Genomic DNA, 15,345 nt, shown 5'->3' with positions numbered 1-15,345 from the left:
ATGGTTTCTTAGCTCAGTTGGTAGAGCAATGGATTGAAAATCCATGTGTCCCTGGTTCGATTCCTGGAGAAACCACTTGAAAACCTCTAATTCAGTTTAGAGGTTTTTTTGTTGTTATACGTCAGCCTATTCTCCCACTCAGTTTCCGCCGGAAATATTAAAAAACGAATACTAAAGTTTAATACACCTTTACATAACGGATTTGTTTAAACAATAAATAAAAATTAATCAAAAACATGGGAATTAATTTTTTATTTGATCGGTAAAACTTAATTTAGTACTGTAAACCAAATCACAAATATTATTATGAGAGTAAAATTATTTGCAGGCACTTTTCTAGGTGTCGCTCTGCTTATTTTTCAATCCTGTGCAGAAACCCCTATGGCAAAAGAAGACACCATTGCTGCACAAAAAAATGCCTCAGCTTTAAACAAAGTATCATCCTTCAATGTACCCGTTGCAGGAAATTCTTTTTTAACGGTAAAACCTTCGGGCGCCAGCGAAGTTATTACTTCCTCCAATTTAGGTAACTGGACCAACTCTTCAACTGTTATCAGTACTTATTTCAGCGTGAGCAATACGGGAACGTTAAACATCGGACTAAAAGCTTCTGTTCCTTCGGGTACAAGTGTTGTAAAAGTAACGGTAGGCAATACATCTAAAAATGTTACTTTAACAGGATCGACTTATACCAATTATACCGTTGGAGATTTTACAGTTTCTACTCCGGGATATGTAAAAGTTGATCTTCAGGGTGTTTCTAAAACCGGCGGGTACTTTGCAGATGTCACAGACGTTAGTTTTGGTGGAACAGCTGCTACAGGAACCAATATTTACAGCAATGATCCTTCTTACTATTATTGGGCACGCAGAGGGCCTTCCTGTCATCTGAACTACGTCATTCCAACTACTGATAATGTCAGCTATTATTACAACGAAGTAACAGTTCCCGCAGGAGAAGATAAGATAGGCTCTTATTTTATGGCTAATGGCTTTAGTGCTGGGTATTTTGGAATGCAAGTGAATTCTGCTGCGGAAAGAAGAATTCTATTTTCTGTATGGAGTCCATTTGATACTGATGATCCGAATAATATCCCTCCTGATCATAAAATTGTTCTGAATAGAGCAGGTACCGGAGTAACAATCGGAGAATTCGGGAATGAGGGTTCCGGTGGACAAAGTTATTATAAGTATAACTGGAGTGCAGGACAAACTTATAAATTCTTATTAAAAGGCGAACCGGACGGAACCGGAAAGACAGATTTCACCGCCTGGTTTTTATCACCGGATACCACAACATGGAAACTGATAGCCAGTTGGAAGAGACCTCAAACGAGCACTTATCTTAAAAGCTTTTATAGTTTCGTTGAAAATTTCAATCCTGAAAATGGATATCAGGGCAGAAAAGCAGAATTCAGAAATCAATGGGTAAGAACTTCAAACGGCAGCTGGAACGCTGTTTCCGGAGCAAAATTTAGTGTAGATAATACCTATAATGCAAAACAAAGAATAGATGCCATAGGAGGAACAAGCAACAATGCTTTCTTTTTGCAAAATGGAGGATTTTTTAATACAACTGTTGCGCCCGGCACACAGTTTTCTGTTACTGCACCTACACAGACCCCAAACATCAATTTTTCAACGCTTCCTTAAAATCATCATTTAAAATAATCAGCCAGTTCCTAAATACTTTAAGAACTGGCCTTTTTATTTTGTCCATTGTCAAGACACCATTTATTTTTGTAAATTAATCCGGAGCACCTACGCTATCAAATCCTTCGGCATAGGTCATGGCTTCTTTTAAATTAGATAAATTATAGTAATTATTCTTTTGCATTTCTTCTTTTAGCTGAGACCATTTAATTTTACTTCCTGAATCATCTTCAAAATATGCTCCTAAAATATTCCATCTCGGATCCCAGCCATCCTGATGCCTATGATTCTTTTTAAATTGATAATCATAAGTATTTGCGAGATAAGCTACCATTTTAATTTTTTCTTTTTCAGAATAATTATTGTATTCATCTGTCTCTAATAGTTTTGAACAGAACTCCATTAATCCAAATAAATCTTTAGGATTGGAACTCCTTTGATAGGTATCAGCCAAACTCTGCAATATTCCATTCCGTATTTCTAATTCTTTATTGCAGTTTTTAGCGAAGATAAGCTCTCCTATTTTATATTTATCTTTAGATTGAATATATTCATTAATAAGCATTTCATTAAACTTAGGTTCCTTATCATAACCAAAATTTTTAACCAATAACTTTATAAAGTTTTTATCATGAGTTACTAACCAAATGATATATGTTTTGTTATCATTGAACAAGTACAGATTTCTGGCAATAATTCTTTGGATATTTACTTTTCTTTGTTCTTTTAAATCTATAACATCTTTCCAATGTGGTATTTCAACATCTATTTGTGAACTTGATTTTCTAATAATTTTACTGAATTCAATGTCATTTAATTTTGGGTATTCTTTTTGATAATCAAGAATTTCGGGCAGGTAATAAAAGTCAGTGAAAAGTTTTCTTTGTTTATCAATATACCCACCTTCATAATCAACGCTATTATTACTATAGGTAACAAAGTTTCTATCACATTTATCAAAATAATTTACATATAAAAACGAATTACCTGAATTAGAGTCTACTATTCTTCCAAAAATATTTTTAATTTTATTACCAAATTCACTATCAGACAATTCCTTAAAACCATTAGATTGCAATATTTTTTTTGCAGTTTCAGCTGATACTTCAAGCTCTTCTACTTCAAATGGTATTTTAGTTAGCTCAGCACCTGCTTCATCAATTGATTTACCTGCACCTTCCTGCAATTGTTTTTTTAGAACCTTTAGTGTTATAGTATCATCATTCATACTTATTGTTTTTTGACTATTGTCAGAACTTCGCTTTTTTTCCTGGCAGCTTAAACTGCTCATTATTAATAGGGAATATATTGTTAATCTAATTTTACTTTTTATGTTCATATAAATTATATTTTATTATCTGGAACTTTCTTTAGTGTTTTCAGCATTAACATCATACTTTGGAAGTTCTTTATCTTTTGCAGATACTGTATATTTTTTAGGTTTAGTAATAGCAACAATCGACTTACTTTCTTTATCAACAGAGCCTAATATTATTTTTTGATATCCTGCTGTTTTTTCTCCATTCCCTTGATTCCCTCCCAAATATACATATCTTGTACCATCTAAATTCTCACCAACAATTAATGCCACATGTGAATAATCAAAAACTATTAAAGCTCCGACAAAAGCATCACAATCTTCTCCATTTTCCCATGTACTTCCCTTCCAGCCAAAGGCAGCTGCACTTTTAGGAGTATTAATCCTTTTATAATCTTGAGTCTGATCAAAACACCAAGCTAAAAATGCACCACACCACGGGTTTGTATAATCGTAACCTAATCCAGCAGCAGAAGATACATCAAAATACTCGGTAATTTTTTCCTTTAAAGGACTATCCATTTCTCTTAATCCTTTATATTTTTCATATTCTTTCCAGGCAGCCTGAAACCATGGAGCATCTCCCACCAAATTCAATCCTGCGCCTTTGCCACATTCTCCTATCCTAAATACAGATTTCATAGAATCATTTGCTTTAACCTCCCATTTATCCAGCTTACCTCCACGATACCAGATTTTACGATGTTGCCTTGAAGGTGTAAGTTTATTTAAAATATCAACAATAGAGTCAACAACAACGTCATCTGTTAATTTCCCTGTATCATCAGCTTTCAAATACATAGAATCCTTATACCAATCTGCCATACCAGTTATTGCAGCTTCCTTAGGGGTATAGTCTCTATCTACCCCGTCAGAAATCATAACTCCAGAGTCACTGGCTTTTTCGTCTATTTTTTTCTGAATTTCTTTGTAATTACCTTTTCCTGTTATTTGTAACAATCCCCTACCTCTAAAATTCCAGGTATCATCAACAGATTCATTTCCAAGCCTTCCTCCATATGCTATTTCTGCAATTTTCTTTTCATTAGATTTATATCCATTTTTTGAACTTCTACCATATTCATACGCCAGATCATTAGGTGGACTTTGCTTACCTAGTTCAGGATTTGCTCTAAAATTTTTAAAATGTTTTGGTAGATCTTCAGCTGCATAATCCAAACTTTCACCATGGAGACCTCCTTTTAAACTCGTTCCTGCTTCTTGTAATGACTGTGCGAAAAAATGAGCTTTTCTTGCACAAGTATTTAATTCGAAAATATTTCTGTATTTGTTTAACGTTAATGCCAACTCTTGTAAATCTTCATTCTCTGCATTTTTATATACTTTTTTGAGAATATCAACTGTAATTTCAGCTTTACATCGTGGGCAACCATTTTCACCTTCTCTCTTCACCTCCGCCATTTCCACTACCACAGGCATCACATCATTATCAATAGCCTCTGGTGTTTCTTTTTGAGAAACTTTCAGACAGCCACTTTCATAAAAAATATACTGCTTCCTCAACTCAAGCATTTCTTCTTTTGTAAAAGGAGTTCCGTCTTTTTTATAAGCTTTGATTCCCAGTTTTTCCATATCCTCCGTTCTGACCAGATCCGCAGGAAGTGTATTGTTGACAGTAAACTGGCTTTTTTCTATTTTCCAGACCTTTTTTTTAGGGTCGGCAGGATCTTGAACCTGACGGGAAACCTGTGCTATGTAGTAATCAAAGTTCTTTGGAGGATTTTTCCATTCTTCTTTTGCTGTGAAAGAAACTTCGAGCAGGCCGTCTTTTCCTGTTTTTTCTTCGTTGTAGCTCTGTTTACTTTCGTGGGTATAGGTTATGTGGTCTTTTTCGTTTAATCCTTCTTTAGGAATTTCTTTCAAAACGTCAATTTTCAGAACTTCTTCAGTCATATTGACGGTATGCACCCAAAGTTTATGGGTTTTACCATAGAAAGTCTGCTCCCGCTGAATATCTTTACCGTTTTCCGTAGAGAACATGATGGAGACAATTTTCTGTTCGGAAGTCATCACCAATTCTTCATTAGAATCCAGCACTTCCAAATAGGTAGTAGTACTGTCTATAACTACAGGACGTGTTCCCTGAATCGTAATATTTCCAGGAAGAACAATATCGGCTGATGAACTTGCCTGAAGCTCTATGGTAAATACCAGGCGGTAAGACGGATTAGGATTTTCCGTTGTTTTAGGAATAGCTGCCGCCAGTTTTTTCTTATAATCATCATTGGTGGTAATAAGAAAGGAAGCCTTACCCTCATTGTTAAGGGTAACGGTTTTTTCCTCCAGCATATATTTGTCTTTCTCTTTGTAGAAATCATCTCCTTCACCTTTTACCCATACTTTTACTTTTAAAGCCTGATTCTGAAGACCATCAATTTCAAGAAAGCCATACGTTTCTTCCCCAAAACCGGTTTCCGTACGTTTCACTCCTGTTCCATAGGCCCAAAGCGCTCTTTTTATGGTAGGTTCTGATACTTTTACTTTCACTTCAATTTTCTTCCCATCAGTATAATCTCCGGTTAAATACGCAGAAATAGTATATTCTCCGAGATCATTAAATGTGATGGTTCCGTCCCCGTTATTGGTCACTTTATCGGGAACTTCTATTTTTATGGCTTCATTGCCCGCCAGTGTTGCAATTCTTGCCGTTGCTGTATATTTTATTTTGGTTCCTTTTGGAATATTGGTGGCGGGAAGCGTGAATTTATCGATTACATTTTGAATCACCTCAAAATTAAAACAGTCTGATCCTGAAAATCCGGGCTGCTTTCCTGCTCCAACCGGATTGGCATAAGCTTCCAGTATATATTTCCCGAAATATTGATCACTGCCCAGTTTTGCATCATTATAAAGTAATTCTACTACTTTTTTACTGATAGTACCTGTTTTGAAAGAAGGTGAGTTTTCAAATAAAGCCACTCTTCCAATTCCTTCTTTTTTAAGATACCAATAGACAGAAGTCCCGGAAGGCATATAATTGACATTGAATCTGGAAGCCTGCACTTTGATTATATCACTGAATCTTACTAAGCCCGGCTCTCCTTTCACTCCCATTACCCCCAGGCTGTTTTCTATTTTAACTTCAATAGACTGCGGTTTGGGATCTGTGGGATCTGTAAATGCTTCTACGGTATATTTTCCTTCATTTTTAAAAGTTAGAAATATACGATCACCAATCCCCGTTACATCCACAAGATGCGAAGAAGAGACTTCTGAATAACTGCTATAGAGTACTGTTGTTCCTTGTTTCACAGTCCATTGAACACTATTCACAGGCATAAAGAAACCTTTGTTCAGTATTTTCGCCTGGTCGGCTCCACTGCTGAGTTTACGTTCAATAGATACAGGTAGAGGGATTTTAATTAAGGTCGAAGTTCCCGGGCTGACAATTTTTTTAACAAAATCCTGAACTACTTCTACATTGATCGAGCATTTAGCATCTCCTGCTTTTTTACCATATGCTTCGAGTCTGTACTTCCCTTCTGCAAGACTGTCAAATATTTTACTCATAGATTGGCTGAAATTGCTTCCCAATCCGATAAATGTTTTTATTTTATCTTTGATTCCTTCTCCTTTGAAAAGGGCCCAGATGATTTTTTTTTCATCTCCTTTGAACTGGGCTTTCAACTCCAGATTATCACCACCAAAAGGGTTTGCAATGGGAAACAACGGGCCATTCATTCCTTTGATATAGTAATAATTTCCGGTAGGTTTATCTGCCAGAATTGGTCTTGTCATTGAGATTGATGACACGGCTATACTTGCTTCAGAAGCAGACGATGATGGCCATTGTGGTGAAGTATTGGCTACGGAAAATTCATCCGCTTCTTTGACTTCAATCTGGGAAACATTATTCGCCTGCCCGGTAGTTGCAAAGGCAATGGTTCCGGGAACGCCATATCCAGGACAGTTTCCGGTAGATGTATCCAACAGTATTTTCATACTCTTGTTGAATTCTACGTTTTCATAATAGTCTTTATATTTAATGCTGCATTTGCCTTTACAAGGGTAAGGTTTCCCGTCTGAGCCTTTGCAGTTTCCAAATCCGTTGCCACCACCGAAGCTGTCGGCTTTATCATCAAGGTACGTTGCTACAGGTTTATTCTGTGCAAAATACTTGTTTTTGCCTAGTTTTTTTTTCTGGCTTTTTACTTCCATCGGAACGGCGGTTCCTTTGGAGTTGTTGGCTACAGAGCTGCTGCAGTACGCAGAGGCTCCTTCTATAATGATGTATCCTTTATCCGCCATGTCATTTGTTCATAAAGATTAAGTCATTGTGATCGTTTCCCAGTATACTGTTTTATCTCCATCTGACAATATAAAGTCAGCTTTCTTTTTGGAATACTGTTTTTTACGGGAGTTGTATTCCATTTCTATAGTTAATTTCACCTGATATCGTCCCGCCTGATACAGGTATTTCTTATCTAATTCTTCTTGTATGGTGTTTGGAACTTTGATTTCGGAAGTGAAAAATGCATTAAAACCATAGTCTCTCTGTTCTGCATTAATGACTCCGGAACATTCTACATCGCCAACTCCTTTGATATTCCATAGGATGGATTCTCGGTTTTCACCTCCATTATCTACATAGTAAGGAGCGAATAATAATAGATTCCAGAAGGGTTCTTTCAGTTTGTTTTTATAAAAAACGGTTTCATCTTCAAGTGCAACCAGATATTGGCTTCTGAACACCTCAGCATTCTGGTATTTTTCCTGAAGCACTGCCGTTTTGAATTTCCAGTTTTCTATATTTTTCTGATGGTCTGCGGCTCCCAGAAAGCTTCCTTTTTCATCCACTTTTATTTCCAGCGGATAAGAGCTCTGCTCCAGGATATACAGGATTTCCATAAATTTATTTTCAGATGGAAAAGAGGAATCATCTACCTTTTCTATCAGCCAGTTTTTTGTATGGTCTTCATTTTCTTTCTCCTGCAGTGTAATTCTAAAAGATGAATAAAACCCTTTTGCTTCTCCAAATTGTATTTCAAGAGCATTCTCCACGTGATAATCATGGGTTCCTAAAGCGTATTTCTGAAAAGGTTTTACTCTTGTTTCTACCATATGGGGTTTAAGTGTTATTTAATGGAACAAAGCAGCATTATTGAATACAGTTTTTATCATTAACAATCTCTTCCGGCTGGTTGTAGAGGTATATTTTTTCTACTGTACCACGTCCACATCTACTTACCAGATAATTGGCTATATAATCTTGTTGGTAATGTGATATTTCTTCACCCAGCAGTTCACCTGCATTTTCCTTGTTCGTTATAAAATATGAGGTATTATCCGTTTTTCTATAAAAAACAAAGTTGAGTGAAGATATTTCGGATTGTGTAAGAGATTTATTGCTTTTTAAGCTGTTTTCCACGTACCTTATAATATCTTTTTTCAGCATACTTTCGTTAGGTTCCGGATTATCTATGAGAATATAATATGAAATTTTGACCGCATTCTTATAATAAGCATTGGTAAAAGTCATATGCTCAAGTGGAATAAAATCATTCTTTTTCTGATCACAGCTCATAGCTGTCAAAAGAAAATATATAGTGGCAATAATTCTTATAGATTGTAAATACTTCATTTTTATGTGTGTAATAATACCTGCTAAGTTGTAATGGTTATTCATTTTTAATATTCTCCCGGCCTTCTCCTTCCCATATTGCGAAGATGGTCTTCTCTTTCTTTTTCAGCTCTCCTTTTACTTTGGCGTTCTGTTTTACCAATCGTAATACTTTCTTTAAAAGTTTTCTCAAATTCAACTTTAGTGACAAAAGGCTTGTATCCTCTGATATGCTGCAAAATAAACCAATATCTGAAACCAAGCAGATAGTAATATTTCTTTTCTATATCCGGCATATCCAGTCCAAAGTGATCATACAAAGCAACTTTATACGTTGCATCGTAGGTACCATTACCAGATTTATTGAATTTCGTCAGCTGTACCTCATAGGCCCATGTATCATTCATACAAATAGTAAGACCTCCCATGAAGGTGTCCTTCATTGTTGAAAACTGTGGATGTCCCCAACCTCTTTTTCCAAACTTTCCAATCTCATCATCTGTAAAATGGATTTCATCATCTTCAATGGATGCTACACTTCCATGGTTTTTCTTAATCCTGTCAGCAATTTCATCTTCTATGCTTAAACAGAATCTTTGGTTTGAAGGATGTTGTAATACATGTTTTGTTAATATAGGATTCGTGTATTCCCCTCCTTCGCTTCGCTTAAATTTTTCAATCATATCAAAGGCAACAGTTTCCAGTTCTCCAACTGAAAAAAGAGTTCCTACCATGCGTTTGAAACCAGTCCATAATTCTTCATCTGTCTTATCTCTTATCTCCGACTTGATCCAAATCCCTTTACTTTCTACATCCTGCAGAGTATATCTTGAAGGATATTGATTGGAAACACCGAGACCATAACACATATCATCCGCCATATTCACTCCTTTCCTGTCTTTTCCTTTAATTTTAAATCTGTCAATATAAAGGGGTAATGGATTTGTTATTTTGACTTCTACACTTACCTTGTCAATTGGAGTTTTAAAATAGGCATATACACGCATATCATAACAGGGAAGTTTCACCTGTATCGTCTCCGTATTTCCGGTGATTGAAGAATAATCAAAAAAGAAAGGAATAGAAATTCCATTTATTTTTTCCTGCCATTGAAGCTTTTTATACTCACTTTTCGTTGCAGATCTGTTAAAGGTTGCTTTGAACCAATATTTTACTCCTTCTTTAGGTTTGGCAATTTTCCCTCCATTATCATCTAAAGGACCTTCTACCTTTACTACTAGTAATGTATTGTCTTTTTTTGCCTGATATTCGTCAAATTTCTTCCCTCCTTTTTTCCCATAAAAGGTATTTTCCTGAGGAGATTTAAAATCAAGGGTTCCTTTGGAAGCATCTTTCATGATTTGTTCTGCTTCCTTATAGGACTTTCCAAAGACATTTCTTACGATATTTCCGCCTTCGCCAGCCATATTATTGCATTTTTACCTGTTTACCACTATTGATAAGCACTTCTTTGGCACTTTCTACATTGATGGCTTCTTTTGTACTGATATAAGAGCCCGCTTCCATATTTTCCGTAATATTTTTTGCTCTGGAGCTTCTTCCAACTTCTGCGGTTTCAATAATATTACTTGCTGTCAGGTTATAATCATCATTGGCGGTTTCCGTGATATCTTCTCCGGCCATAATATTGACATTTCTCTGCGCAGAAGCAATGATATTTTTACCAGCATTGATCTGTACATTTTCTCCTGCTGTGAAGGTTATATTTTTAGGAGCATTAACTACAATATTCCCTTTTCCGTCCATTAAATACGTGTTTCCACTTGGATCTTCTATGAAAATACTTCCTTCCTGATCGTTAAAAATTATTTTATTACCACTTCTGGTCTGAATAGATTTAAGATGATTGTTGATACTTCCTCCCAATGCAACCTGCCCATGGAACATTCCTCCCATCGCAAACGGAAAATCCGGATGGTGGTATTCAAAGCCTACCATTACCTGATCTCCCACTTCTGGCACTGCTACAAAACCTCTGTTTTGGGTAATAACATCTGTACCTCCTGCATCTGGGCTCATCATTCTGATAAAATGGGTAGTATCAGGATTTTTCTGCCAGTCAAATCTCACCTGTATTCTTCCCTGATTAAGAGGATCTGTGTTGGAAATAACGGTGGCAACCTGCGGTTCAGCCTTAGGTTCTATAAATTCAGGTTTTGGCATAAAGCCTGTTCCTTCAGCGATTGCTTCAAAGCTTCCTGTATAATACCCCCGGGCATTCACTTCATGTGAAACTTCTGTAATCGTAAGTTTTGTAAAATAAGAAGTCTGGCTGGTATCCGGCTTCCTCATTTCTATATCTGCAAGACAACCAGGATATAAAAATGGAACGGTTGTATTTCCTGAAACAGTAAATACTTCTACAGCAGCACTTCCGGCAGCACTTTTCTGTGAGTCGCTCACATCCATGAACATATTCGCATTGATGGGAGCGGGTGAAAGTGATTGGGTTTTGAAGATACTATTATTCAGTTCGTAAGCTTTGGAAGGGATTTCTCCCAAATGTCTGATATTGTTTTCAGAACCTTCCATTTTTGTATGGCTGCTGCTGTTATATCCAAAAAACTGAGGATTGGTATGCACAGCATTCAGCTCTACCTGTACATCGCTAGCATTGCTTCCGTATACGAGGCGGATCGGTTTTTCTGAGGGTGGAAGTTTTCCGAAATGAAGAACTTCACCATCATAATAAAACTGTTCTCCATAGGCTTCTGCTGTTCTTGCAAGGTAGTTGTAATGGGTTTCGTTATATTGTGCGCTATAATTGATATAGCTTTTATTCTGGGTATCTACTCTGAAATCAAATTTCTCTGATCCCAGTGCTTCTTTACATATTTTATTGGCAATGATTCCGGTATTAACGGCCTGATCTCCTCCAAAACTCTGGGTATGGGGAGCTGCGTCCATAAGAATGGTAGGGCTGTAACCTCTCAGTACAATGTTTCCCAGGCTCATTTTTTCCTGGCTGAATGCGGCTTTGGTGATGACTCCTACAAAAGTTCTTTCAGGGCTTTCACTTTCGTAATCTTTGTATTTGAAAACGATAGTAATTCTCTTTCCCAAAAACTGGCGTGCTTGTTCCAGGGTGTGGTTTTGGGCTTCTCCAAGAGAATCGTGGGCTAAAATAAGTTCAAAATCATGATGTCTTCTGGCACTTTGCTGTAAACGGAAATGCTTGAAGTGTTTGATAATTTTGCCTTCAATCACAATATCCAGCTTTACCACACGGTTGATTCCGGGAATATGATTCTCAGAAATCTTATCAGAATTCGAGGCATTTTTATTCATAGTGATTAGGTGTTTTTTTCAGAACTTTTATTTTTTTATAAACAGCTGCTCTATAAGGTTAAAAAAGGCAGAACAGCATCCCTTAAACCGGTGTGCCATTCTGCCTGATCGTTTAAATTCCGAATACTATTAAGAAGGCCATGCTCCGAAATAAGAAGAAGTCCCCAGATCTATCTGTTCTGCACTAATTACAAAACTGATGTACATACTGTTCTCATCTACAGCATCGAAATCTACTTCATGCTGGATAACATAACCGTTTGTCCATTTCAAGGTTGTTAAAGTTCCTTCCTCATGAGATTTATTGAAAGTAACCTCTCCTACTGTAGGCTTATACTTTCCGTTCAATAAACTTTCAAGGATGTCTGATTTTTCAGTAGCTTCTACTGTAAGTTTGATAAGAGCATTGGAAGGATCTGATGCTACACGTCCTGATACGTCTGTAGATCTTGATACGCTGTAGTTAAGTTTTAATAACTTTTGTCCTTCACCGTTGTTGAATTTTAAAATTCCTCTTGAATTTCTTTCTGCCATGATTTGTAAATTTTAATGGTTAATATTTTATGATTTGTTTTTCTATATCACCAAATATAGATGTAATTACAAAACGTAAATAAGTTTTATTATTAAATTTTAAAAAGTGTCGTAATAATACGACTAACACTTGTTAGGTAAATTACCTCCTACAAATCAGGTGTTTGACATTTACAGCTCTTTAAAATCGTAATATTTTTTTGATTGTTTAAGGTATTTAAAAGAGAGATCAAAATTTCAAAATTCATTCACAAAAGAGTATCTTCAGATAAATAGTAAAGAAGAACAGCAGTTTTAGAGCAGAAAATCAATTTCAGAATTGAAAATATAGGGACAGAAGGACATAAAAAAATAAAAATTATAAAAAAATGAAAAAAAATCAGGTGAACAAAACCACTGATGAACAAAGCATTGGAATTTAAAACGAGCCATACTAAAAGATTTCCTCAAAAAAATAAATCAAAAAACTTGCGCGGTATTATAAAATGTTATACTTTTGCATCACTTTAAAACAACGAAGTAATAAACAAAAACATAAATGGTTTCTTAGCTCAGTTGGTAGAGCAATGGATTGAAAATCCATGTGTCCCTGGTTCGATTCCTGGAGAAACCACTTCAAAACCTCTAATTTATTTTAGAGGTTTTTTTGTTGTTATACTTTACCGGTTAAAAGTAAAATTAACGCAAAGGACTTATTATTTTAAAGCTAAATTTTAAAGGGAGCAAAGATGGGAATCAATTTCATTGATTATCCTAAGTATATGTTTCCATACAGTTTTACCTGTTCAGCCAGCTGAGACATTCTGCAATCTGTGTCTTACTGATAAAAACCTCAGCATTTACTTCCGGTTCCGGAGACAGTCTAAGTTCTACTTTCTGACTGGAATGTTTAATGATTTCAGAAACAGCTTCTTTATTAATAATAAACTTTCGGTTTATTTTAAAGAAAATATCCGGGTTAAGTTTTTGAATAATATCTTTAATGGTATCATCATAGATATAGGTCTGATGATCTTTTGTAGTAAGGAAAAGGTATTTCCCGGAAGCAAAAAAATACGCGGTGTTATGCTCATCAATTGATTTAAGCTTATTCCCTTCTCTTACCATAAAACGTTTCATGACCTCATCTTCTGCCTGGCGCAGTGAGGAAATTGATTTAAGCACCGGTTCCGGGTCAAAATTGTTACGTATGGAGATAAACTTCTGTAGAGCTTTATGCAAATCTTCTTCTTCAAAAGGTTTCAGAAGATAATCAATAGTAAAATGCCTGAATACTCTCATGGCATATTCATCAAATGCAGTAATGAAAATAATCGGGGTGAAAAGCTCTACATGTTCAAAAATTTCCAGGCTCATCCCGTCACCAAGATGGATATCCATAAAAATAAGATCTGCAGAATCTTTCTCAAAAAAATCAATTGCCTGTTTTTTAGAACGAAGAACAACAGTCTCTGTAACAGGGACTATACTCTGTGTATCTAAAAGATTTTTCAGATAATTCACAGCCAGCAGTTCATCTTCTATAATGGCAATTTTCATAACGATGCAAAAGTACAAAAAAACCGCTGAAACAATTAAGTTCAAGCGGCTTCCTCTGTATTGAATTTGATATGAAGTTCTATAGATTAGGATTATTCTTCTTCGCGCTCATTGGATATTCAATGGTATATCGCGGATCATTCTGCTGAAGAATATATTCCTTGCCACTAATGGTGTGGCTTATTTTTTTCTGATTTGCTCTTCTTAAGTCGAACCATCTCTGTCCTTCCAAAGCAAATTCTCTGAATCTTTCATCCAGAATAAAGTTCATAAATGCTGTAGAATCCATTGAGTTTACTGCATTTTGAACTGAAGTATATCCGTCCGGAGTGTATCTGTTTTTTAAAACTTTCAGAAGTGTTTCTTTAGCTTCAGTCAGCTTATTCAGCTTTAATAACGCTTCAGATTTTATAAAGTACTGTTCTGCTGTTCTGAAAGATACTTTGAATTCTAAGCTTCCTCCTTTAATAACTTTATACTTACTACCACTTTTTTCAAAATACATGCCAAACCTTTTATCTGAAGGAGTATTGTATGAAGAAATCAGCTCGGGAGATGCAAAAGATAAGACCTTTATAGAGTTATCCCAGGTATTGTCCAGCGCCATGATAGATTCCGGGGAAGCATAATGATTAGGCGGGGTATTTACTGTATTCAAATTGCTCAAATCTCCTTTTATAGCCAGCACCTGATCTGCATAATTTAAAGCTTTGTTCCAGTCTCCTTCATACAAAGCCGTTCTTGCTTCAAAAGCCAGCAATGCTATTTTTGAGAATCTGTAGTTGACTCCTAATGCCTGCTTCTGCTCTACCATCAGATCTTCTGCTTTTTTAAGGTCTGCATGAACCTGACTGTATACTTCCTGCACGGAAGATGGCTTCAATACCTGCTCAAGATCAATTTCAAGATTGATAGGAACTCCTCTATCTGTAGAAGCTGTAGCACTGTTGTATGGTTTCCCATATAAATTCACCAAATCAAAATACAAATAAGCACGAAGAGCATATGCTTCTGCCAAAATCTGATTCTTCTCAGGAGAATCCTTCATCGTTTTGCTTCCTTCATTAATGATCTGGTTCAGGTAGAAGTTTACGGTATAAAAGCTTAACCAAGGAAGCTCCGCAGATGTAGAATCATAGTTCGAGTCCTTCCACATCGCAATTTCACGATAAGAAATAAAATCTACTCCATTGTCATCAAGATTTGTCTCATCAGTACGAAGGGCTACCAGCGATTTGTGAACGGGATATTTTGAATAGGCTGATGTAAGTACTTTTCTGTAATCTTCAGCGGTAACAGGAATAATTTTCCCTTCCGGCTGAATATCTAAAAACCTGTCGCATCCGATATTGATAAAGCTGATTGCTGTAAGCGCTATGATTGTTGTAATTTTTCTCATTTTTCTCAAGTT

At 36.0% G+C, this 15,345-nt stretch carries 10 protein-coding genes and 2 tRNA genes; 3 read left to right on the top strand and 9 right to left on the bottom strand.

Annotation, left to right across the window (positions count from 1 at the left end):
• Positions 1-2 precede the first annotated feature (2 nt).
• Together GFU89_RS09955 and GFU89_RS09950 are read left to right on the top strand one after the other, a co-directional pair.
• Positions 3-75 (top strand) — tRNA-Phe (locus tag GFU89_RS09955).
• A gap of 231 nt (positions 76-306) precedes the next feature.
• Positions 307-1,653 carry a DUF3472 domain-containing protein gene (locus GFU89_RS09950; RefSeq protein WP_318846982.1) on the top strand — a complete coding sequence of 449 codons (1,347 nt, stop codon included), beginning with the start codon at positions 307-309 and terminating at the stop codon, positions 1,651-1,653.
• Positions 1,654-1,747: 94 nt separating this feature from the next.
• Here GFU89_RS09950 and GFU89_RS09945 read toward each other — a convergent pair whose 3' ends face one another.
• The 7 genes from GFU89_RS09945 to tssD all read right to left on the bottom strand — a co-directional run bounded on the left by GFU89_RS09945 (position 1,748) and on the right by tssD (position 12,395).
• Positions 1,748-2,992 carry a hypothetical protein gene (locus GFU89_RS09945; RefSeq protein ID WP_318846981.1) on the bottom strand — a complete coding sequence of 415 codons (1,245 nt, stop codon included), beginning with the start codon at positions 2,990-2,992 and terminating at the stop codon, positions 1,748-1,750.
• A 15-nt stretch (positions 2,993-3,007) separates the two neighbouring features.
• Positions 3,008-7,240, bottom strand: a complete 4,233-nt coding sequence (locus GFU89_RS09940) for a hypothetical protein (RefSeq protein WP_318846980.1) — start codon at positions 7,238-7,240, stop codon at positions 3,008-3,010.
• 18 nt (positions 7,241-7,258) lie between these two features.
• Positions 7,259-8,053, bottom strand: a complete 795-nt coding sequence (locus tag GFU89_RS09935) for a hypothetical protein (RefSeq protein WP_318846979.1) — start codon at positions 8,051-8,053, stop codon at positions 7,259-7,261.
• Positions 8,054-8,090: 37 nt separating this feature from the next.
• Positions 8,091-8,573: a hypothetical protein gene (locus tag GFU89_RS09930; RefSeq protein WP_318846978.1), complete on the bottom strand. Its 483-nt coding sequence runs from the start codon at positions 8,571-8,573 to the stop codon at positions 8,091-8,093.
• Positions 8,574-8,620: 47 nt separating this feature from the next.
• Positions 8,621-9,979, bottom strand: a complete 1,359-nt coding sequence (locus GFU89_RS09925; RefSeq protein ID WP_318846977.1) for a DUF3289 family protein — start codon at positions 9,977-9,979, stop codon at positions 8,621-8,623.
• A 1-nt stretch (position 9,980) separates the two neighbouring features.
• The gene (locus GFU89_RS09920; protein ID WP_318846976.1) at positions 9,981-11,861 is read right to left on the bottom strand and encodes a type VI secretion system Vgr family protein; all 1,881 of its coding nucleotides are present in this window, start codon (positions 11,859-11,861) and stop codon (positions 9,981-9,983) included.
• Between the two features lie 129 nt (positions 11,862-11,990).
• On the bottom strand, positions 11,991-12,395 hold the full coding sequence (gene tssD, locus GFU89_RS09915; protein ID WP_318846975.1) for a type VI secretion system tube protein TssD: 405 nt from the start codon (positions 12,393-12,395) through the stop codon (positions 11,991-11,993).
• A 540-nt stretch (positions 12,396-12,935) separates the two neighbouring features.
• Here tssD and GFU89_RS09910 point away from each other — a divergent pair.
• Positions 12,936-13,008, top strand: a tRNA-Phe gene (locus tag GFU89_RS09910).
• Between the two features lie 164 nt (positions 13,009-13,172).
• Here the strand turns inward: GFU89_RS09910 and GFU89_RS09905 are convergent.
• Both GFU89_RS09905 and GFU89_RS09900 read right to left on the bottom strand, forming a co-directional pair.
• The gene (locus GFU89_RS09905) at positions 13,173-13,934 is read right to left on the bottom strand and encodes a LytTR family DNA-binding domain-containing protein (protein ID WP_318846974.1); all 762 of its coding nucleotides are present in this window, start codon (positions 13,932-13,934) and stop codon (positions 13,173-13,175) included.
• A 79-nt stretch (positions 13,935-14,013) separates the two neighbouring features.
• The gene (locus GFU89_RS09900; RefSeq protein ID WP_318846973.1) at positions 14,014-15,333 is read right to left on the bottom strand and encodes a RagB/SusD family nutrient uptake outer membrane protein; all 1,320 of its coding nucleotides are present in this window, start codon (positions 15,331-15,333) and stop codon (positions 14,014-14,016) included.
• Positions 15,334-15,345: the final 12 nt, after the last annotated feature.

Source organism: Chryseobacterium sp. JV558 (assembly GCF_033712365.1).
GTDB lineage: Bacteria > Bacteroidota > Bacteroidia > Flavobacteriales > Weeksellaceae > Chryseobacterium.
This window is presented reverse-complemented; position numbering and strand designations above follow the sequence as displayed.